Here is a 21362-nt window from a genome sequence, read left to right as displayed (position 1 = left end):
AACCGTGGCAATCGGCCCGGCATTTACGGACAAAGCAATGTATCGTTCAGAATCGTGAAGGACATCAGCGACAGGATCAGACCCAGCCCCACGAACATGAACACGCGGATCACCTGATCACTCGGCTTGCGGCGGGTCACCGCCTCATAGGCGTAAAACATCAGATGCCCGCCATCCAGCACCGGGATCGGGAAAAGGTTTACCAGACCCACGGCGGCAGACAGCGCCCCGATGAAAAAGATGAAATCGATCGTCCCCTGCCGGGCCATAGACCCGCTTGTTTCGGCAATGCCCACCGGCCCCGACAGGTTGCAGGTCGAAATCTGCCCCTGAACAATGTGCTTGAGCGCCGACAAAGATGTCGTCAGCGTCGCCCAAAGCTGATTGGCCCCGATCTGCACAGCCTCCCACAGGCCAATCGCCTCGGTCTGCTGGGAAAAGAAATACCCGCCGCGAACGCCCAGCAGCCAGCGGGTCTCGAACCCGTCGGCTGTCGGCAAATCCATACGACGGGGTGCAAGCGTCACCTCGCGCGTTTCACCATCCCGCCAAAGCGTCACGTTCAGATCACGCCCGTCCGCCGCCGCCACGATGTCCTGCACCTGCGGAAAGGCGAACACGGTCTCGCCGTCGATGGCGGTGATCACGTCGCCCACCCGTACACCCGCATCATCCGCAGCTGATCGCGGGGTCACACCCAACACCGCCGCAGGCATCGGAAACGGCCCTTCGACCACCATCTCCTGCCCATCACGCAGGATGGTATAGTCCAGACGCGGCGCCAACGGTGCACGACCCACGACATCGACCCGCGCACCATCTTCGGAAAACGGAACACCACCGACCGACACCAGCACGTCGCCGTCCTGCAATTCCGTGGCATAGTCGGGCGGCAAATCACGTATATCGCCAAAGGTGATCGGGTCCACGACTCGCCCGTCATACATGATCGATCCGCCAAAGATCAGGATCGCGAGGATAAAGTTGAAAATCGGGCCCGCCGCCACCGTCGCGGTCCGTGCCCACAATGGCGCACCCAGCATGGTCTTGCGGGCATCCACCGGGTCCACATCCGTTGATCCGACACTCGCCGCGTTGCTGTCGCCCATGAACTTTACATAGCCACCAAGGGGAAACGCCGCGATCTGCCACACCGTGCCGCGTTTGTCCGTCCGGCTATAGATCACCGGCCCGAACCCGATCGAAAACACATCCGCATGAATGCCCGACCAGCGCCCGACGATGTAGTGACCGTATTCATGGATCGCCACGATCACCGACAGGGCCACGACAAAGGCCACAAGTGTAAAGGCAAGGTTGCCGAACATCGGCACGAACTGCGTCAAATCCACGCTTTTATCCTAATTGGCTGATGGCTTCGCCCGCGCGTATACGGGCCAGCCGATCGGTATCCAACACATTATCTAAACTGATTTCGACATTTTGCAGCCCATCGGATGATGACATTTTGTCCAACACAGCCGTGACCACGCGGCACATGTCCAGAAACCCGATCTCACCGGCAATAAAGCCATCCAACGCACGTTCCTTCGCGGCATTGAACGCGGCCCCCGAAAGGCCACTCTCTTCCATTACCCGGCGGGCAAGCCGCAGCGCCGGATAACGCGCGTCATCAGGGGATTCAAAGGTCAAACTGCCGACAGCCGCCAGATCAAGCCGGTCCACCGGCAATTCTTTCCGTTCGGGCCAATGCAGCGCATAGCCGATCGCATGACGCATATCCGGTGGACCGACATGGGCCATCAGCGCCCCGTCATTGAAACCCACCAGCGCATGCACCAGGCTTTCACGGTGCACCAGCACTTCGATCATCGCAGGCGAAACGCCGAAAAACTCTTTCGTTTCAATCAGCTCCATCGCCTTGTTGAACATAGAGGCCGAGTCGATCGTGATCCGCTGCCCCATATCCCAATTCGGATGGCTCGAGGCCTGTTCCAGCGTTGCGGTCGCCAGTTTCTCAACCGGCCAATCCCGAAACGCCCCTCCGCTCGCGGTGATGATGACACGCTCGACCGCCGCCATATCCTCGCCCACTAGGGCCTGAAACACCGCGGAATGTTCACTATCGACTGGCAGAACGGTCGCGCCATGCGCCTTGGCTTTCCCCAGCAACAATGGGCCGGCCGTCACCAGCGACTCCTTGTTCGCCAAGGCCAACGTCGTTCCGTGCTCAAGGGCCGTCAGCCCCGGCATCAGCCCCGCGGCACCCACGATCGCCGATAGGGCCCAATCCACCGGGCGTGTTGCCGCCTCTGACAGCGCCTCCGTCCCGGCGGCGACGTCAACGCCGCTCCCATCCAGCAGTGCCTTCAAATCGTCATGACATTCCGGATAGCAGGTCACCGCGATATCGGCCTTCAAAGCCCATGCATCATCGGCCAACTGCCGGACATTCCGGCCACCCGTCAAGGCCACCACGTCATAGGCCCCGGCATCGCGCCTGACCAAATCCAGCGCGCTTTGCCCCACCGACCCGGTCGCACCGAACACGCTGATCCGCCTCAAAAGGCCACTCCCGGCACGTTGAATATGTCTGCGACCAACAACATGAATAGCGCCGCTCCCAAAAGCGCATCGAACCGGTCGAACAGCCCACCATGACCCGGGATCAGGGTCGAGCTATCCTTGACACCCATCCGGCGTTTCAACGCACTCTCGGCGATATCACCCATCTGTCCGGCAAAGCTCAGCGCCATCGAAATCAGGATAATCACCAGTCCAGCATTGGTGAACAGCGTGAACACGTAACCGACAAGCGCGGCACCCAGCCAGCCCGCGATCGTCCCGCTCCAGGTCTTTTTCGGGCTGACCTTGGGCCAGAATTTCGGTCCGCCAAACGACTTGCCCGCGAAATAGCCGAAAATATCGGTGACGATCACCACCGACATCAGCCACAACAGCCAGGTAAAGCCAAAGTCATCGCGAAAATGGACCAACCCCCAACCCGCGATCTGAATGCCAAGCGCGAAGATAAAGAACGTCTTGATCTCGGTCTTCAGCTGGGTGACGCCGATCAACGGGACGACCAGAAACAACAACAGTGCCCAGGGGCTCTCATGCCCCAGCTGCCCGGACATGACCGAGGCAACCAGCGCGGCCAACAGCATCCCCTTGGTCGGCTCGTCATCGCGGATCATCATCCACAATTCCCAAATCATCACCGCGCTGACGAAGACGACGAGCATCTGAAACCAGACACCGCCCATGATGACACCTGCCGCGCCGACAATAACCATGCCCGCGCTCGACGCGACGCGGACGGTCAGGTCATCCCAGTTGCTGGGGGGCAATGGGGCATTCGTCGTCATTCTTTATGCAGGCACGGCCCCGAAACGCCGTTCCCGGGCCCCGAAACCATGCAACACACGCGCGAACTCCGCCTTGGTGAAATCCGGCCAAAGCGTATCGATGAATTCATATTCCGCATAGGCCGATTGCCACAGCAGGAAATTCGAAATCCGGGCCTCACCACTTGTCCGGATCACCAGATCGGGATCAGGCAGAACGTGAGTATCGAGAAACTTTGACAGGGTCTCGGCATCCACATCATTATGGGTCAGACGGCCCATCTCGATCTCATAGGCAAGGCGTTTGGCGGCGCGCGTCACCTCATCGCGCCCGCCATAATTCAGCGCCACGGTCAAATGCACCTTGTCATTGTCCGCCGTGCGCAATTCAAGGTCGTCCATCAGCGCGACCAGCTTATCGTCCAGCCGGATACGGTCGCCGATGAAACGGACACACACGCCATTCTCGACCAACGCCTGGGTCTCACGTTCCAGATACTTGCGAAACAGGCTCATCAGTCCGGCCACTTCGGTCTGGGTCCGCTTCCAGTTCTCGGTCGAAAAGGCGAAGATCGTCAGATACTTCACCCCCAGATCGGGACAGGCCGCCAAAATCTCGCGCACGCGGCGGGCACCGGCATGATGGCCGAAAAGGCGCGGACGGCCACGCTGCTGCGCCCAACGGCCATTGCCATCCATAATGATCGCCACATGGGACGGTGGGGTCTTTCGGTCGATATCCTTGGGCACACACAGCCCCTTTCATATCTATGGCAGGGGGTCAGACCTGCATGATTTCGGCCTGCTTGGCCTCCAACGTATCATCGACCGTCTTGATATGGGCATCCGTGATCTCCTGCACGGCGCTTTCCCAAAACTTCTGGTCGTCTTCGGACAGGCCATCCCCCCTGGCCTTCTTGATCTGGTCCATCCCGTCCTTGCGCAGGTTGCGGATCGATACCCGCGCCCCTTCCGCGTACTGACCGGCAACCTTGCTCAACTCGCGACGACGTTCCTCGTTCAACTCGGGGATTGGTAGCATAATGATCGTGCCATTCAACTGCGGATTGATCCCCAACCCGCTTTCGCGAATGGCCTTCTCGACCTTACCGACAAGGCCCTTGTCCCAGACATTGATGGTGACCATCCGCGGTTCGGGTACGTTGACGGTGCCCACCTGGTTGATCGGCGTCATCGCACCATAGGCATCCACCATCACCGGCTCCAGCATCGAGCCCGAGGCACGGCCCGTCCGCAAAGACGCAAGCTCGGTGCGCAAATTCGCGATCGCCCCTGCCATACGGCGTTCCAGGTCATCGGTATCAAGTTCAAAATCGTCAGACATTCTCTGCTCTTCCTTGGGGCTTTGCCCGGCTTTTCATCGTCTTAAGCGATGCGCGCCACCTTGTATAGGTCAGGTTATCCGCAGCACCGGTGCAAAATTCGCGCAGGATCATGGCTTCTTTTGTTCAAAAATACCGCCACCGGAGGCACCTGAAACATAATGCGGCGCAGCCGCACCTTTCAGTCACCCACGCCACGCCGACGGAATCGGGCCCGACGGCGGCGCAATGCCTGCAGCCCGGGCCACAACGTACCAGATGTGAAAATGATTGAAGAAACGACAAGAAAGCCGATGACATCGCCCAGCCGCCCATCCATCGTCCAACCACAATACCAGGCGAACGGATTGCAAGGCCACATCGTGTAGGCCACCGGCAGCCCGACGACCACCAACAGGGGCACCACAACAAGTTTGATCAGAACATGCGCACGGCTATGCGGCGGCAGGGTCAGCGGGAAAAGAAGACCCGAACGCACGTATTTCCCCGCTGTGAACGTCGCCGCAATGCTGCCAATGGTTTCACGCTCGGCTCGTATGTCGCACCTGTTCAGGTAATCCGCGGCGAATACGCTGAACGGCGCGATGTTGCGTAGGCTCTGCATGGCATTCTCGCTCTCACCACAATTGATGACCGGCATCGTCGCAGATATCTCCTGCAACGACACGCCAGTCCGTTCAGACAGGACAACATAAAGGCGATCGTATTCCTGATAATCCAAGTCGAGGTTGATCATTTCCACGTCCGGACCAGTCCGATGTGGCGAAATTCCGAACTCGCCGGTCAGCACGTCGCAGACCATATCGTAGACCTCGGGATCGAACTCGGCCACCGCGCCTAATCCTTCACGATCGTATAAGTCCCTTCGCCCGCCATCACGCCACGGAACCCGCCCGGCTCATCCAGCGAGAACACGATGATCGGCAGCGCATTGTCCCGCGCCAGCGCAATGGCCGAGGCATCCATCACCCCCAGATGTTTCTGCAGCACCTCGTCATAGCTCACCCGCTCATAGCGCACGGCGTCATCATGCTTGGCCGGGTCCTTGTCATAGACACCGTCCACCTTGGTGCCCTTGAAGATCGCCTCGCAGTTCATTTCGCTCGCGCGCAGGGTCGCCGCCGTATCGGTAGTGAAATACGGGTTCCCCGTCCCCGCCGCAAAGATGCACACCCGCTTCTTCTCCAGGTGACGCACGGCGCGACGGCGGATATACGGCTCTGCCACCTCGTTCATGGTTATTGCCGAAATGACCCGCGTATGAATGCCCAACTCCTCCAGCGCCGATTGCATCGCCAGGGCGTTCATCACCGTGGCCAGCATGCCCATGTAGTCGGCAGTCGTGCGCTCCATCCCCTGGGCCGACCCCTGAAGGCCCCGAAAGATGTTCCCACCCCCGATGACCATGCAGATCTCGACGCCAAGGTCATGAACCGCCTTCACCTCTTTCGCGACCCGCTGCACGGTCGGCGGGTGCAGCCCGAATGAGGTATCGCCCATCAGCGCCTCACCGGAAATCTTCAACATGACGCGGTTATACGTCGTCGCGGCCTCACTCATGGCGTCCCCCTGATGCGCTATTTATTGCAGCGCAAAATGTCGGAAATCGGGCTGGGGTTCAATGGGCGCTTGCGGGCAAATCGCCCACCCGGCATGAAAGGGGAATGATCACCATCCCACCCGACAAACCCGTCCTGATCGCGGGGCCCACCGCATCGGGAAAATCAGCACTGGCGCTCCATGTCGCCAAGGCGCAGGGCGGTGTGATCGTGAACGCCGATGCGGTGCAGGTCTTCGATGGCTGGCGCATCCTGACCGCGCGGCCCGACGACGCGGATCTCGCCGTGGCCCCTCATGTGCTTTATGGCCATGTGCCTTTCGATGGGGACTACTCGGTCGGGCATTGGCTGCGCGACGTGGCACGCCATCTGACCGGACCGCGCCCCATTATCGTCGGCGGCACGGGCTTGAATTTCAATGCCCTTACTCAGGGCCTCGCAGAGATACCGGCAACACCAGATGACTTAAGAACGCACGCCAACACATTGACACTTCAACACCTTCTCCGCGAACTTGACCCCGAAACCACCGCACGCATCGACACCCAAAACCGCATGCGGGTCCAGCGGGCGTGGGAAGTGCTGCAGAACACAGGCCGCGGCCTTGCCGCATGGCAGGACGACACACAACCGCCACTCCTGCCGCCCGAAGACGCGATCCGGATCAACCTGACCTCCGACACCGACTGGCTCAACGACCGGATCACCCGGCGCTTCGACCAGATGCTCGATCAAGGCGCGCTCGACGAAGCCAAGGCCATGCTGCCCCACTGGAACCCAAACCACCTGTCGTCCAAAGCGATAGGCGCCTCCGAACTGATCGGCTACCTGCAAGGCGAAATCACACTCGATCAAGCGCGCGATGCCGCCATCATCGCCTCGCGCCAATATGCCAAACGACAGCGCACATGGTTCCGGTCGCGCCATAAGGATTGGCACCAAATCCCGATCGACAGGGCGGACATTTCCGCAACACTGCGATTCGTCGATGATCTAGCGGATTGAATCCAAAGGGCTTTCTGCGAAGACTTGTCAAAAAACAACATTGGGGCAAGCTATGAACATGATCAGTCACACCAGCCCGTTGGCGCTCAAGGCATTGACCTATACCGGACCCGCCGCGCGCTGGCGGCACGAGGCGATGCGCAGCCATGACACCGGGCGACTGATCCATGTCACCAAAGGCCAGGGGCGGATCACGCTTGCCGGGCTGACCACCGGTTACGGGCCCAACAACCTGATCCACATCCCGCCCAACACGATGTACGGGATCGAAATCGGGCCCACGGTTTTCGCCCAGATCATGACATTGCCCGCCGATGGACCCACCTGGCCGGAACACAGCTTTCACCTGCGTTTTCTGGACGTCGCCATACAAAAAGAACTGCAAGGCCTGATCGAAGCGGTCGAACGCGAGTTGCAGCCAGCGGGCGATATGCGCGCAGCGCTCTGTCATCTGGGCCTCTTGCACATCTTCGTCGAACGGCATCTGGCCAGACATGATACGCAACCTGACCCCCGCCGCAGCTCAGCCGCCGGGCGAATCGTCGCGCGATATACCAAGCTGATTGCGCAGGATTTCCACCGCGACCTCGGGATCGCCGATTATGCAAAAACGCTTGGCGTGACACCCACCCATCTCTCTCGGGTGTGTCGGCAAAGCTGCGACCGCTCCGCGCTCGATCTGCTGAACGAACGGATCCATTTCGAGGCCTGCACCTTGTTGCAGGACACCAAAATCCCCGTTCAGGACATCGCCCGCCATCTGGGCTTTCGCTCGGCGGCTTATTTCACCCGCAGCTTTCAGGCTCGCGCGGGTCAGACACCCTCGGCGTTCCGGCGCAACAAAGGAAGTGCCAGCCGCCAGCAAGCGCAATAATGCTGCGACGCGGCACCAAAGCGGTTTGAACAACTGCGCCGAAATGTCGCTTTTCGGCTAAGAAACTGTCGCAAATGTCATTCAATTTCCCAAAGCCTCTGTTGACCTATCCCCGGAAATCGTGCCCCATTGTGCGGGACGAAATGCAGGGAACACGCGAAAAACGGCGTGAAGTACTGAATTTTCCGAAAAAAAATGTGTGTCACAGGGAGACAAGAATGACGCAACCGACGAATATCCACCCAGCTGCGCTTATGTATGCCGCCGAAGAAAAGGCCGGGCAACTCAGCCGCCGGGAGTTTTTGGCGCGTACGACCAGTCTGGGCCTAACCGCATCCGCGGCATACGGGCTGCTGGGCCTGTCATCGCCAGCAAAGGCTGGCGGTCACCAGCAAGGCGGCACGCTGCGGATGCAGATGGAAGTCCGCGCGCTCAAGGATCCGCGCACCTTCGACTGGACCCAGATCGCCTATTTCACCAACGGTTGGCTGGAATATCTCGTTGAATACAACAACGACGGGACGTTCGCGCCCATGCTGCTGGAAAGCTGGGATGTCAACGACGACGCCACCGAATACACCCTCAACGTCCGCCCCGGCGTCAAATGGAACAACGGCGACGACTTCACCGCCGAGGATGTGGCGCGCAACATCGCGGGCTGGTGCGACAAGAACCTCGAAGGCAACTCCATGGCGGGTCGTTTCGCCACGCTGATCGATGAAGCATCGGGTCAGGCCATCGAAGGCGCGATCGAGGTCGTGGATGCCACAACGGTCAAACTGAATCTGCCCACCTCCGACATCTCGCTGATCGCGGGCATGGCCGACTATCCGGCCGCAATCGTGCACAGCAGCTTTGATGCGGAAAACATGATGGGCAACCCCATCGGCACCGGGCCATACCTGCCCGAAAGCCTCGAGGTCGGCGTCAAGGGCGTGCTCATCCGCAACGAAGGCTTCGAATGGTGGGGCTACGAGGCTGGCAAAGGGGCCTATCTCGACCGCGTCGAATTCATCGACTACGGTCAGGATCCTTCCGCCTGGGTCGCTGCCGCCGCGGCGGACGAGGTCGACATGTTCTACGAAACCGTCGGTGACTTCGTCGACGTGGTCGAAGGCATCGGCTGGGAACGGTCCGAGGTCGCATCAGGCGCCACGATCGCCATCCGGCCCAACCAACAGGCCGAGGTTGACGGCACACAACCCTACGCTGACGTCCGCGTGCGCAAGGCGATCGCGATGGCCGTCAATAACGAGGTCTGCCTCGAACTGGGCTATGCCAACCGCGGTCAGGCCGCCAAGAACTTCCATGTCGGACCAATGCACCCGGAATATGCTGATATTCCGGGGCTTGAGTATGATCCCGAAGGCGCCTTGGCGCTGCTGGAAGAGGCCGGGATGGCTGATTTCGAATTCGAAATCATCTCCATCGACGATGATTGGCGCAAGAACACGACCGATGCCGTGGCAGCCCAGCTGCGCGACGCGGGCTTCAACATCAAGCGGACGATCATCCCCGGTTCAACCTTCTGGAACGACTGGACGAAATATCCGTTCAGTTCGACCAACTGGAACCACCGCCCGCTGGGCACGCAGATCCTCGCACTCGCCTACCGTTCGGGTGAGGCCTGGAACGAAAGCGGCTTTGCCAATGCCGAATTCGATGCGCTGCTGGCCGAGGCGAACTCGATCGCCGATGCCGATGCGCGCCGCGAGGTGATGGAAAAACTGCAGATCATCATGCGCGACGAAGGCGTGACGCTGCAGCCCTATTGGCGTTCGCTTTACCGCCATGCCAAGCCGGGCATCCTAGATTGGGACATGCATATCGCCTATCTGCCGCAGATCTACAAAATGGCTTTCGCGGCCTGATATCGAAGGGCCGCCCTGTCACCGGGGCGGCCCTTTTCACGACAGGTGGATCACCGGAAAACCGGGGCCACCAAGGAACGATAAGTCGGGCAATGACCTGACGCTGCCTAGCAACAGGGGCCTTTATGGGTTTGTTTATTCTACGCCGGTTGGGGGTGATGCTCCTGACGGCACTCTGCCTGACATTTATCGTATTCTGGCTGACCAATCTGGGACCAAATCTGGAAAAGCTGGCCAAAACCCAGGGCAATGCCCGGATGACGGACGATGCCGTGGTTAGCTGGCTTGAAAACCGGGGCTACTCGCAACCCTTACCCGTCAAATACGGCCAATGGTTGGGCGTCCTGCCCGGTTACGTGATCGAAGGCTCCGACGGAACGACCCGGGCCCGCTGTCAGGAACCCGGGCAACCGGTGGAAGAGGCCGCAGGATTCTGCGGCATCCTGCAGGGCGATTGGGGCTTTTCAACCGTATTCAAAGACGATGTGAGCAGCATCGTGGCCACCCGCCTTGGTCTGACCGGGAAACTGATGTTCTGGGTCATGATGGTCATGGTCCCCGGCGCGCTGATCATCGGGGTGCTGGCGGGGATGCGCGAAGGCTCGCGAACCGACCGGACCCTATCGACCGTCTCAATCGTATCCACTGCAACGCCCGAATATGTGTCAGGGGTCATCCTGATCGCAGCACTCGCGACAAAGGCCTTTGTCGAATGGGATACGATCCCGTTCAAAGGCACCGCAACCGCGGCCATGGACGACGCCACCTTCGCCAACTTTTTCCTCCCGGTGATCACCATCGCCCTTTATGGCATGGGTTACATCGCGCGGATGACGCGGGCGAGCATGACCGAGGTCATGACCGCGCAATACATCCGCACCGCACGGCTCAAAGGGGTGAGCTTCCCCAAGATCGTGATCAAACACGCGCTGCGGAACGCGCTGATCGCGCCGTTCACGGTGATCATGCTGCAATTCCCGTGGCTCCTGAACGGGGTGGTGATCGTCGAAACGCTTTTTAACTACAAAGGTTTCGGCTGGGTGCTGGTGCAGGCCGCCGGCAACAACGATATCGAGCTTCTGCTGGGTGTCTCCGTCGTTTCCGTCTTCGTGGTACTGGTGACACAGCTGATTTCCGATATCGGCTACGTCTTCCTCAACCCACGTATCCGTATTTCATAAGGGGGACCCGGACATGGAACCATTGACATGGACAGGCAGCCTCGGCGTGATCCTCAATCCCGCTTTGACCATTCTGGTCGGCCTTCTGGTGCTGGGGATCGTGGCACAACTGATCCTCGGTTTCTTCGCGGCCCCGGCCACGTTGCAGGCCAATCCCGATGGCACACTGGCCGCGCGCGGCGGACCACTGGGGATCGTTGAAAACACAAACAAATATCTCTTTCTTTTCACCGTTGGGATCATCCTCGCCTACCTGATCGGCGGGATCGTCACACCCTATGGTACCGTCGGCATCGTCGGCGAGATGTCACGCCAATTCCTGCCCGTCTGGGTGGCCCTGCTGATCACGTTCGGCCTGTCGATCATGTATAAACGCAGGCTGGGGCTCTACGGCAAACTCTTCGACAGCGTGATCGGCATGATCGGCTTTGCGATTGTGATGTTCTGGGTTTTCACCGCGATCTTCAGCGGTGTATTCGGGCTGATCACCACCTTCGACCCGCTGACCCAGCCCACCGATCTGCAGATCGCCCGCGCGCTCAAGAACGGAGTGCCCGGCCTGGTCTACGGGGACGGCACGGACGTTTACCCGCACTACCTGCTCGGCGGCGACAACCTCGCGCGGGATATCTTCAGCCGGGTCGTCACCGGCTCAGGTATCGTGATCGCGATCGCGCCCTTGGCGACGCTGTTCGCCTTTATGGTCGGGATCACACTTGGCCTGCCCGCAGGCTATTATGGCGGTAAGCTTGATACGTTTCTGTCCTTCGTCGCCAACCTGATCCTCGCCTTCCCCGTGATCCTTCTGTTCTATCTTTTGGTCACACCCGAAATCGTGCTGACGGGCATCCCCAGCTATATGGCCGCCTTCCTGTTCGTTTTCCCGATCATCTTTTTCGGGGTTCTGCTGAATTCGCGTTACTACACGCAACCCGCCAAACGGACGGCGATCATGGTACCCGTCCTGGGCATTCTCAGCTGGCTCTATCTGTCGGTCATCAACCAGCCTGGGACGGTGATCAACTTCCTGCCCCGCTGGTTCGACCTGTTCGACATCACCATCCTCGTGGTCTTCGTCTCGGTCGTCTTCGTGAACGCGCCTACCGTGTTCAGGATCGTGCGCGGGCTGACGCTGGATCTGCGGACCCGCGACTATGTCGCGGCGGCGCAGACACGGGGCGAAGGCGCTTGGTACATCATGCTGTGGGAAATCCTGCCCAATGCGCGCGGGCCGCTGATCGTCGATTTCTGCCTGCGGATCGGCTACACCACGATCCTGTTGGGGACGCTGGGGTTCTTTGGCCTGGGCCTGTCGTCGGAAAGCCCCGATTGGGGAACGACGATCAACGAAGGGCGCAAGCTACTCCTGATCTATGTTCACCCGGCCCTGCCGCCCGCCGTGGCGCTTCTGTCACTTGTCCTGGGCCTCAACCTGCTCGCCGACGGGCTGCGCGAAGAAAGCCTCAAGGATTAATGGTTAACAATGGCACCGTGCGCAAAGGTCCGATGGAATTCCGATGGTTTTCCGATGGAATTCCGACAGCCCTCAGACGCCAAAAATGGAAATAGTTAACAGATGACCGAACCCATCCTCGAAATCGACAAACTGTCCATTTCCTTCTTTACCCGACTGCGCGAAATCCCCGCCGTCATGGACTTCTCCGCCAATATCATGCCCGGCGAAGCCCTTGGTTTGGTTGGAGAATCCGGCTGCGGCAAATCCACCGTCGCCCTTGGCGTCATGCAGGATCTTGGCGTCAACGGCCGCATCGTCGGCGGTTCTATCAAGTTCAAGGGCGAAGACCTGTGCGAGATGTCGCCCGAACGCCTGCGCGACATCCGCGGCAGCGAAATTGCCATGATATATCAAGAGCCTATGGCATCGCTAAATCCCGCCATGAAGATCGGCAAACAGCTGATGGAAGTGCCGATGATCCACGAAGGCGTGGGCGAAAAAGAGGCTTACAAACGAGCCCTTGAGGTCGTCACAGACGTCAAACTCCCCGACCCCGAACGCATGCTCAAAAGCTATCCGCACCAGCTCTCCGGCGGTCAACAACAGCGCATCGTGATCGCCATGGCGCTGATGGCAAACCCGTCGCTTTTGATCCTCGACGAACCCACAACCGCACTTGACGTAACGGTCGAGGCCGCGGTCGTCGAACTGGTCAAGGACCTCGGCAAGAAATACGGCACCAGCATGCTTTTTATCAGTCATAACTTGGGGTTAGTGCTGGAAACCTGCGACCGGATTTGCGTGATGTATTCCGGCGAGGCCGTCGAACGGGGCAGCATCACGGACGTCTTCGACGAGATGCAGCACCCCTACACGCAGGCCCTGTTCCGGTCCATTCCCCTGCCCGGCGCCGACAAGAACGCGCGGCCTCTGGTCGCCATTCCGGGCAACTTCCCCCTGCCCCATGAGCGGCCCCACGGCTGCAATTTCGGCCCCCGCTGCGATTATTTCGAGGCGGGGCGGTGTGATCAGGGCTTCATCCCGATGGACGCTGTTCCGGGCAACGACCGCCATCAGACCCGCTGCCTGAAATTCCAGGAAATCGACTGGAATGCCCCGATCCAAGTATCTGAAACCAAAGAAAAACCCGAACCCGGTCGGGTTGTCCTGAAAATGGAAGACCTCAAGAAATACTACGAGGTTGCGGCCAATGCCCTTTTCGGCGGTGGCGACAAAAAGGTGGTCAAAGCCAACGAAACGCTGTCTTTCGAAGCGCGCGAAAGCGAAACGCTCGCCATCGTGGGCGAATCCGGCTGCGGTAAATCGACATTTGCCAAGGTTCTCATGGGGTTAGAGACCGCAACCGAAGGGCAGATCCTGCTCGACAACAAATCCATCGGCGACACGCCCATCGAAAACCGCGACACGAAAACCATCGCAGACGTGCAGATGGTGTTCCAGAACCCCTTCGACACGCTCAACCCGTCCATGACGGTCGGGCGGCAGATCATGCGGGCACTGGAAATCTTTGGCGTCGGCAAAAACGATGGCGAGCGGCGCGAGCGCATGCTGCAACTCCTTGATCTTGTGAAACTTCCCCGCGCCTTCGCCGATCGGATGCCGCGGCAGCTATCCGGCGGGCAAAAACAACGGGTCGGCATCGCCCGCGCCTTTGCCGGTGATGCCCGGATCGTCGTTGCGGATGAACCCGTTTCGGCGCTCGATGTCTCGGTCCAGGCCGCGGTGACCGATCTATTAATGGAAATTCAACGTGAGCATAAGACAACGCTTTTGTTCATCAGCCACGACCTGTCGATCGTGCGCTATCTGTCCGACCGGGTAATGGTCATGTATCTGGGCCATGTGGTGGAATTGGGAACGACTGATCAGGTATTTTCCCCGCCCTATCACCCGTATACCGAGGCACTTTTGTCGGCGGTACCCATCGCCGACACGCATGTAGAAAAGAAACATATTGTGCTGGAGGGCGAAATTCCGTCGGCCATGAATCCGCCCCCCGGCTGCCCGTTCCAGACCCGCTGCCGGTGGAAATCGCAAGTACCGGGCGGGCTGTGCGAAAAAGAGGTGCCGCCGGTGCGGCAACTGACCGAAGGCCATCAGATCAAGTGCCACCTGAGCGACGCCGATCTCGAAGCGATGGAGCCGGTTATTCAGATCGCGGCGGAGTAAGGGAACCATCCGCTTGTCCACGCGGTTTGTCTTTCGGTTCAGGGTGGGAGACAGCGGCATGGCGGATCGGCGAATGCAATGGGCGCTTCCCATTATGCGGTTGGGCTATGCCGGTCGCGGTCTGACCTATGTCGCGATCGCGGGCCTCTCGCTTTGGGCGATCTGGCACGGAGGGCAGGCGCAAGGCACGTCCGAAGTGCTCGAACAGATCGAAACGTCGCCGATGGGTGCGGCAACGCTGATGATCATCGGGATAGGCTTGCTGTGCTATACGCTCTGGCGACTCATAAGCGCCTGGGCCGATTTGGAAAATTACGGTCAAGATATCAAGGGGCTCATCGCCCGCGGTGGCATGGTCACCACCGGATTGGTTCATGCAGCGATCGGAGTTGGCGCTATCATCTTGGTCTTCGAAGGGCAGGAAGATGACTACCAACGTTCGCACATCATCCGTGCGACAGAGATGATCATGGAGATCCCGTTTGGTGTTTGGCTTGTCGGAGTCATCGGCGCCCTGACCTGTGGCGCCGGTTTTTACTATCTGCACAAGGCATGGTCACAGGGATATCGCGATCACTTGACCGCCAATCATTTCACCCAGCATTGGAATAGGCTGTTGCAGGCCGGCGTTGCCGCCCAGGGGATCGTCATCGTAATCGTCAGCATTTTCCTGATGTATGCGTTCTGGACGCACGACGCCGATGAGGCAGGCGGTCTCGACAAGACCTTTGATTGGTTGGCGCAACAGATTTACGGGCAAACCCTCGTGACCGGCCTGTGTCTCGGGCTTTTGGGCTTTGCACTTTTTCTGTTCGTGAATGCGCGATATCGGGTGGTTCCCGGCCTGACCGATCCGAGCTTGAAAAGTCTCGCCGAAATAGGAGCTTAGCTTCCCCAGATCACTTTGACGTAATTCTGGGTCTCCCGATAAGGCGGGATACCGCGATAGCGTTCGACCGCCCCCGGCCCGGCATTGTAGGCCGCCAGCGCATGCTGCCAGTTGCCGAATTTGTCATATTGCGTCCGCAGATACCGCGCCCCGCCGTCAAGGTTCTGCGCCGCGTCGTGCGGATCGACCCCCAGCGCCCGTGCCGTCTGCGGCATTAACTGCGCCAACCCCAAGGCGCCCTTGTGCGACCGCGCATGTGGGTTCCAGCCGCTTTCCTGTTGTACCAGCCGCAGGAACAGATCCGCCGGTACCCCGTGCCGGATCGCGGCTGAACGGGCGACATCCAGATATGGCCCGCGATAGCGGCCGGTGTAGGCCGGTGTGCTTCCCGGTGCACCGGGCACCTCGATCTGCGGTGGCTGCAATCGGACCGAGTTGTTGTATTGCTCTGCCGCGCGGCCATCCAGAACGGATAACTGGCTTTGAAAAAGGGCCGCACGCGACTTGGTCGAAACCTGCTGTTGCGCCCACCCGCCTGACCCGACCAGCACCAAGGTCGCTGCCAAACTCAATCCTGTCCTACGCATGCCTGCCCCTTTTTGAAGGTTTGCTGGCACGCTAGAGCCTTTTTGCACCACTGTCAGCCCTTCCTTAACCTTGTTGCCCCATTCGGTGTCTGTCACAAAAGCACAAATCAGAATCGCGGGAGGCGCCAAAATGGCCGGATCAGTGAACAAAGTCATCCTTATCGGGAATTTGGGTGCCGACCCCGAAGTGCGGACGTTCCAGAACGGCGGCAAGGTTTGTAACCTGCGGATCGCGACATCGGAAAACTGGAAAGACCGGAACACCGGTGAGCGGCGCGAAAAAACGGAATGGCATTCGGTAGCCATTTTTCAGGAAGGGCTCGTGCGGGTTGCCGAACAATACCTGCGCAAAGGGTCCAAGGTTTACATCGAGGGTAAGCTGCAGACCCGCAAATGGCAGGACCAATCCGGGCAGGATCGGTACTCGACCGAGGTTGTGCTGCAAGGGATCGGCGGCAATCTGACCATGCTTGACAGTCGCGGTGAAGGCGGCGGCGGTGGTAACTATGGCGGTGGCAGCAGCAGCGGCGGCGGTTACGGCGGTGGCAGCTATGGCGGAAACGATGGCGGCTATGGCGGCGGATCATCCCAAGGCGGCAGCAGCAACAGCGATCTGGACGACGAAATTCCGTTTTAGACGCTACGCAGTCCCGGGCTTGACCCGGGACCTCAGACCCTCCCCCGCAGCGCGTCATCCAACACGTCCATGACAGCCTCGCGCGGCACATCCGATGTAATAAACGCCTCGCCTATTCCGCGCGCGAGGATGAACCGCAGCTTGCCATCCACAACCTTCTTGTCCTGCCCCATCAGGTCCAGCAGCCCTGCTGCGTCCGGCAAATCCCCCGGAATATCGGCGATATCCACCTTCATCCCCATATCGCGCAGATGCGCCCGCACCCGGCTTGGGTCCTCTTGTGAACACAGCCCCAGCCGTGCCGACAATTCGAAAGCCAGCGCGCATCCAATCGCCACGCCCTCGCCGTGCAACAATCGGTCGGAATAACCTGTCGCGGCCTCCAGCGCGTGACAAAACGTATGGCCAAGGTTCAATAGCGCGCGATCCCCCTGCTCGGTCTCATCGCGCTGCACGATATCGGCCTTCATCTGGCAGGATCGGGTCACGGCCCGCACGCGCGCATCCATATCGCCAGCCGCCAATGCACGCCCCTCGGCCTCGAGCCAGTGAAAAAACGTCGCATCGCCCAGAAGGCCGTATTTCACGACTTCGCCGTAACCGGCCAGAAAATCGCGCGGCGTCAGCGTGCCCAGCAGGCCCGTATCAGCCAGCACCAATGACGGCTGGTGAAAGGCACCGATCAGGTTCTTACCGCTGGGCGAATTGATCCCGGTCTTGCCCCCGACAGAGCTATCGACCTGTGCCAGCAGGCTGGTCGGGATCTGGACGAACCGCACCCCACGGCGCAGGATCGCCGCCGCAAACCCCGCCAGGTCGCCGATCACGCCGCCGCCGAAGGCGATGACGATATCGTTGCGCTCTACCTTTTGCGCCAAAAGCCACTCGACCGACCGTTCCAACTGTGCCCAGCACTTCGTCGCCTCGCCAGCAGGCGAGGTCAGCGCCACAGAGGTCAGGCCGGCGGCGGACAAGCCCGCCTGCAAATCGGCCAGATGCAGCCGCGCGACGTTCTCATCCGTCAGGATGCAGACATGCCGTCGTCCACCCAGATCGGCCAAATGGCGGCCGGCCTCGGCCAGCAATCCCGGGCCGATATGAATATCATATTCCCGCCCCGGCAGGTCCACATGCACTGTGTTCATTATCAGCCTTCCAGAATATTCCCATGCGCGGACAGTGCGTCCAGCACCCGATCGGTCGTTTCCTCGATCGATGCCGCGCGGTCGATCGACACCCGCACCCCGGCCTGCGCATAGACCGGGCGACGTTCCGCGAACAGAGCCGTCAACGTAGCCTTGGGATCATCGGTGCGCAGCAGCGGACGAGTATCCTTGTGGCGCACACGTTCCCACAATGTGTCCAGATCGGCATCCAGCCAAACAGCCACGCCCATCTCGGCGATCGCAGTGCGGTTCCGGTCAAACAGAAATGCGCCACCACCGGTCGACACGACCCCCGGCGGACCCGACAGCAAGCGGCGCAGAACTTCGGCTTCACGCCGCCGAAAGAACCGTTCACCATCGCGTTCGAAAATCTCCGCGATGCTCAGCGCCGCGGCCTCTTCGATGGCCGTGTCGCTGTCGACGAAATCGACACCCAACCGCGCGGCGAGTGATCTGCCGATCGCGGTCTTGCCCGCGCCCATCATGCCCACCAGGACCACGGTGCGGATCAGGCGGGCCGGTGGTGCCTCTGTCATTCGCTGCCCCATACCGCCCCGATCACATTGCGCACCCTCTGCAAAAATTAGTGAATGAATGCCGTGATATTGCGGAAAAGACCATATATAAACACTGCAAAAGGTGGCAACCAGACCACCGAAAACGGCAGAGAGGCGTATGAGGGGCAGGCGATGTGGCGATTGATTAAGGCATTGTTGTTTTTGACGATCCTGGCCGGCATAGGGTTGATCGCTTATGCCTATATCGGCCCGATCTTCTTTCCCGCGGATTTCGCTGCCCCAACCGAAGAGGTGACGCGCCCTGTCACGCTTGACGCAAACTAGGCGATACATATTCGCACCGGTCTTTTGCGCTGTCGCCGCCGGGGCGGCCGCACAGGATATCGGCGCGCCGCTATCCGCCATCGACTGGCTGTCTCAAAGCGTCGAGCCGGCCTCCGCCGTCGAACCGCCGGTGGCAAGGGGTATCGTGACACCCCCCGTGACCATGACACCGCTGGATCAACCGTCCAAGGACCGCGTGGGCCTTCTGCCCGCCAGCGTGACGGGCCTGCCACCCAGCATCTGGGCGGGCAGCGACGAAGAAACGTTGGTCGCATTGGTGCAATCGAAACGGGTCGAAACACTGCCCGCGATCCAGGATTTCCTGAAAGTACTGATGCTGGCCGAAGCCGATCCGCCCGCAGGGGCCGGCCCCGACGGTGCGCTGTTCCTGGCCCGCGTGGACAAGTTGCTTGACCTGGGCGCGCTCGATCAGGCGCAGGCCCTCATCGAAGAGGCGTCGCCAGATACCGCCCCGCTGTTCCGTCGCTGGTTCGATGTGGCCCTGCTGACAGGAACAGAGGATGACGCCTGCGACGTCATGGCAGATGCGCCCGCCGTGGCCCCGACCTATGCCGCCCGCATCTTTTGTCTCGCGCGCAGTGGCGACTGGAATACCGCCGCCCTTACCCTGAACACCCATCGGGTGCTTGGCGATATCGGCCCGGCGGAAGAGGCGCTTTTGTCCCGCTTCCTCGACCCGGAATTGTACGAAGACGAACCAGCCCTTGATCCACCCGACCGGATCAGCCCGCTGGTCTTCCGCATGCACGAAGCGATCGGTGAGCCGCTGATTACAGCCAACCAACCCCTGGCCTTTGCCCATGCCGATCTGCGCAGTACGGCCCCCTGGAAGGCCCAGATCGAAGCGGCCGAACGTCTGGCGCGCGTCGGCGCGGTGTCGGAAAACGTTTTGCAGCGGGTCTATACCGGGGGCACGCCCGCCGCATCCGGCGGTATTTGGGACCGGGCCAAGGCGGTCCAGGCATTTGATGCAGCCTTGCGTGCCCGGTCGTCCAAAGATGTCACCGACACCCTCGCGCCGGTATGGACAGCGATCGAAACGGCCCGCGCAGAAGTGGCATTCGCCAAGCTCTACGGTCCGGCGCTGCAGGATATAACCTTGACCGGCGGTGATGCCGATCTGGCCTTTCGGATCGGGCTTTTGTCGCCCGACTATGAAGAGGTCGCGTTGAGCGCGCCCGATGGTGCCGATGCCTTCTTGACCGCCCTCGCGCGCGGCGTCCCGCAAGAGGTGCGGGTGACCAACTCCCGCGAACTCGCGATCCAGGCTGCATTCAATGGGGCACAGCCACCACCGGCATTGCGCGCGCTGGTCGACGAAGGAAAGCTGGGTGAAGCGCTGTTGCGCGCCATCACCCTTTTCAACGCGGGCTATCGGGGCGATGCCCGATCCGTGACCGACGCGCTTGCATTGTTCCGATCCGTCGGGCTCGAAGATGTGGCGCGGCGTGCGTCTTTGCAGATGCTGATCCTGGACCGGGCCACATGACCGCACAGGACATGCCCATGTCGCATTGGATCCAATCCTTTCTCGAGGCGCAGGCGGCCGAACTGGATGCGGCCCGGAACACGCAGCTGGCCTATGCCCGCGATCTTCAGAATTTCGGCGACTGGCTTAGCAATAAATCCGTGCACTTCGCCAACGCCAAGCAGAGCGATGTCGAAGGCTATCTGATCGATTGCGAGGCTGATGGATTGGCCAAATCCACCCGTGCCCGGCGGTTATCGGCGATCAAGCAACTCTACCGCTTTGCCTTTGAAGAAGGCTGGCGCGACGACAACCCTGCCCTCCAGATCAAAGGTCCGGGACGCGCGCAGCGGCTGCCGATGACGCTTGATACTGCTCAGGTCGACCGCCTTTTGAACGCCGCGCGCAGCGGCAAACGCGACCGGCTGCGCAATACCTGCCTGATGGAACTGCTGTATGCGACGGGCATGCGGGTGACCGAACTGGTCAGCCTGCCCGTTTCCGCCGCCCGCGGTGACCCGCGGATGCTGCTGGTGCGTGGTAAAGGGGGCAAGGAACGGCTGGTGCCGCTATCCCCCCCGGCGCGTGATGCGCTGGCGGCCTATCTGGCGGAATGGGACCAGATACACGAACGCGCCCGCGAATATGGTCAGCCGGCCGCGAAATTTCTGTTTCCGTCGCGTGGGAAGGCAGGGCACATGACCCGTCAGCGTTTCTTTGGCCTTATCAAGGAACTGGCCGTCGCTGCGGGCATCTCACCCGCCAAGGTCACCCCACACACGCTGCGTCATGCCTTTGCCACGCATTTGCTGGCGGGCGGCGCCGATCTGCGGTCGATCCAGACCATGCTGGGCCATGCCGATGTGGCCACGACAGAAATCTACACCCATGTGCTGGACGAGCGGCTGAAAGAGCTGGTGATGGAACATCATCCACTGGCCAAAGCGGCCAAGACTTGAAGCCAC

General features: G+C 60.3%; 21 protein-coding genes. 11 read left to right on the top strand and 10 right to left on the bottom strand.

Annotated elements, in window-relative coordinates; genetic code table 11:
- Window positions 1–23 precede the first annotated feature (23 nt).
- The 7 genes from rseP to pyrH all read right to left on the bottom strand — a co-directional run bounded on the left by rseP (window position 24) and on the right by pyrH (window position 6211).
- Window positions 24–1352 carry an RIP metalloprotease RseP gene (rseP, locus tag V8J85_RS02805; RefSeq protein ID WP_339952007.1) on the bottom strand — a complete coding sequence of 443 codons (1329 nt, stop codon included), beginning with the start codon at window positions 1350–1352 and terminating at the stop codon, window positions 24–26.
- A gap of 4 nt (window positions 1353–1356) precedes the next feature.
- On the bottom strand, window positions 1357–2526 hold the full coding sequence (dxr, locus tag V8J85_RS02800) for a 1-deoxy-D-xylulose-5-phosphate reductoisomerase (protein ID WP_339952005.1): 1170 nt from the start codon (window positions 2524–2526) through the stop codon (window positions 1357–1359).
- Window positions 2523–3329, bottom strand: coding sequence for a phosphatidate cytidylyltransferase (locus tag V8J85_RS02795; protein WP_339952003.1), 807 nt, complete (start codon window positions 3327–3329; stop codon window positions 2523–2525). The genes dxr and V8J85_RS02795 overlap by 4 nt, the downstream gene beginning before the upstream one ends.
- 3 nt (window positions 3330–3332) lie before the next feature.
- On the bottom strand, window positions 3333–4058 hold the full coding sequence (gene uppS, locus V8J85_RS02790; protein ID WP_339952001.1) for a polyprenyl diphosphate synthase: 726 nt from the start codon (window positions 4056–4058) through the stop codon (window positions 3333–3335).
- 31 nt (window positions 4059–4089) lie between these two features.
- Window positions 4090–4653, bottom strand: a complete 564-nt coding sequence (gene frr, locus V8J85_RS02785; protein WP_339951999.1) for a ribosome recycling factor — start codon at window positions 4651–4653, stop codon at window positions 4090–4092.
- A gap of 179 nt (window positions 4654–4832) precedes the next feature.
- On the bottom strand, window positions 4833–5483 hold the full coding sequence (locus V8J85_RS02780; RefSeq protein WP_339951997.1) for a hypothetical protein: 651 nt from the start codon (window positions 5481–5483) through the stop codon (window positions 4833–4835).
- A gap of 5 nt (window positions 5484–5488) precedes the next feature.
- Window positions 5489–6211: a UMP kinase gene (gene pyrH / locus V8J85_RS02775; RefSeq protein ID WP_339951995.1), complete on the bottom strand. Its 723-nt coding sequence runs from the start codon at window positions 6209–6211 to the stop codon at window positions 5489–5491.
- A gap of 104 nt (window positions 6212–6315) precedes the next feature.
- Between pyrH and miaA the strand changes: the two genes are divergently transcribed.
- The 7 genes from miaA to V8J85_RS02740 all read left to right on the top strand — a co-directional run bounded on the left by miaA (window position 6316) and on the right by V8J85_RS02740 (window position 15676).
- Complete coding sequence (miaA, locus tag V8J85_RS02770; RefSeq protein ID WP_339951993.1) at window positions 6316–7215, top strand: tRNA (adenosine(37)-N6)-dimethylallyltransferase MiaA; 900 nt, start codon at window positions 6316–6318, stop codon at window positions 7213–7215.
- A gap of 58 nt (window positions 7216–7273) precedes the next feature.
- Window positions 7274–8089 (top strand): helix-turn-helix transcriptional regulator, encoded by an 816-nt coding sequence (locus V8J85_RS02765; RefSeq protein ID WP_339951991.1) that lies wholly within the window; start codon window positions 7274–7276, stop codon window positions 8087–8089.
- Between the two features lie 218 nt (window positions 8090–8307).
- On the top strand, window positions 8308–9960 hold the full coding sequence (locus V8J85_RS02760) for an ABC transporter substrate-binding protein (protein ID WP_339951989.1): 1653 nt from the start codon (window positions 8308–8310) through the stop codon (window positions 9958–9960).
- A gap of 125 nt (window positions 9961–10085) precedes the next feature.
- A complete protein-coding gene (locus V8J85_RS02755) occupies window positions 10086–11141 on the top strand; it encodes an ABC transporter permease (RefSeq protein WP_339951987.1) in 1056 nt (351 codons plus the stop codon).
- Between the two features lie 13 nt (window positions 11142–11154).
- Window positions 11155–12615 carry an ABC transporter permease gene (locus V8J85_RS02750; RefSeq protein ID WP_339951985.1) on the top strand — a complete coding sequence of 487 codons (1461 nt, stop codon included), beginning with the start codon at window positions 11155–11157 and terminating at the stop codon, window positions 12613–12615.
- Window positions 12616–12717: 102 nt separating this feature from the next.
- Window positions 12718–14787 carry an ABC transporter ATP-binding protein gene (locus V8J85_RS02745; RefSeq protein ID WP_339951983.1) on the top strand — a complete coding sequence of 690 codons (2070 nt, stop codon included), beginning with the start codon at window positions 12718–12720 and terminating at the stop codon, window positions 14785–14787.
- A gap of 58 nt (window positions 14788–14845) precedes the next feature.
- Complete coding sequence (locus V8J85_RS02740; RefSeq protein WP_339951981.1) at window positions 14846–15676, top strand: DUF1206 domain-containing protein; 831 nt, start codon at window positions 14846–14848, stop codon at window positions 15674–15676.
- On the opposite strand, the gene V8J85_RS02735 is transcribed toward V8J85_RS02740, so the two are convergent.
- The gene (locus V8J85_RS02735; protein ID WP_339951979.1) at window positions 15673–16263 is read right to left on the bottom strand and encodes a lytic transglycosylase domain-containing protein; all 591 of its coding nucleotides are present in this window, start codon (window positions 16261–16263) and stop codon (window positions 15673–15675) included. The two genes, V8J85_RS02740 and V8J85_RS02735, sit on opposite strands and share 4 nt — an antisense overlap.
- Window positions 16264–16393: 130 nt before the next feature.
- On the opposite strand from V8J85_RS02735, the gene V8J85_RS02730 reads away from it, so the two are divergent.
- Window positions 16394–16900, top strand: coding sequence for a single-stranded DNA-binding protein (locus tag V8J85_RS02730; RefSeq protein ID WP_339951977.1), 507 nt, complete (start codon window positions 16394–16396; stop codon window positions 16898–16900).
- Window positions 16901–16932: 32 nt separating this feature from the next.
- Here V8J85_RS02730 and aroB read toward each other — a convergent pair whose 3' ends face one another.
- Both aroB and V8J85_RS02720 read right to left on the bottom strand, forming a co-directional pair.
- On the bottom strand, window positions 16933–18048 hold the full coding sequence (gene aroB / locus V8J85_RS02725) for a 3-dehydroquinate synthase (RefSeq protein WP_339953060.1): 1116 nt from the start codon (window positions 18046–18048) through the stop codon (window positions 16933–16935).
- The gene (locus tag V8J85_RS02720; protein ID WP_339951975.1) at window positions 18048–18602 is read right to left on the bottom strand and encodes a shikimate kinase; all 555 of its coding nucleotides are present in this window, start codon (window positions 18600–18602) and stop codon (window positions 18048–18050) included. Before V8J85_RS02720 ends, aroB begins: the two co-directional genes overlap by 1 nt.
- Before the next feature lie 153 nt (window positions 18603–18755).
- Between V8J85_RS02720 and V8J85_RS02715 the strand changes: the two genes are divergently transcribed.
- The 3 genes from V8J85_RS02715 to V8J85_RS02705 are packed head-to-tail and all read left to right on the top strand — an operon-like array spanning window position 18756 to window position 21356.
- Window positions 18756–18908, top strand: a complete 153-nt coding sequence (locus V8J85_RS02715) for a hypothetical protein (RefSeq protein WP_339951973.1) — start codon at window positions 18756–18758, stop codon at window positions 18906–18908.
- Complete coding sequence (locus tag V8J85_RS02710; protein ID WP_339951971.1) at window positions 18895–20418, top strand: hypothetical protein; 1524 nt, start codon at window positions 18895–18897, stop codon at window positions 20416–20418. Before V8J85_RS02715 ends, V8J85_RS02710 begins: the two co-directional genes overlap by 14 nt.
- Complete coding sequence (locus tag V8J85_RS02705) at window positions 20415–21356, top strand: site-specific tyrosine recombinase XerD (protein WP_339951968.1); 942 nt, start codon at window positions 20415–20417, stop codon at window positions 21354–21356. Before V8J85_RS02710 ends, V8J85_RS02705 begins: the two co-directional genes overlap by 4 nt.
- Window positions 21357–21362: the final 6 nt, after the last annotated feature.

Source organism: Yoonia sp. 2307UL14-13 (assembly GCF_037572755.1).
Lineage (GTDB): Bacteria > Pseudomonadota > Alphaproteobacteria > Rhodobacterales > Rhodobacteraceae > Yoonia.
The sequence above is the reverse complement of the archived record's forward strand: the minus strand, read 5'-3'. Positions and strand labels throughout refer to the sequence as shown.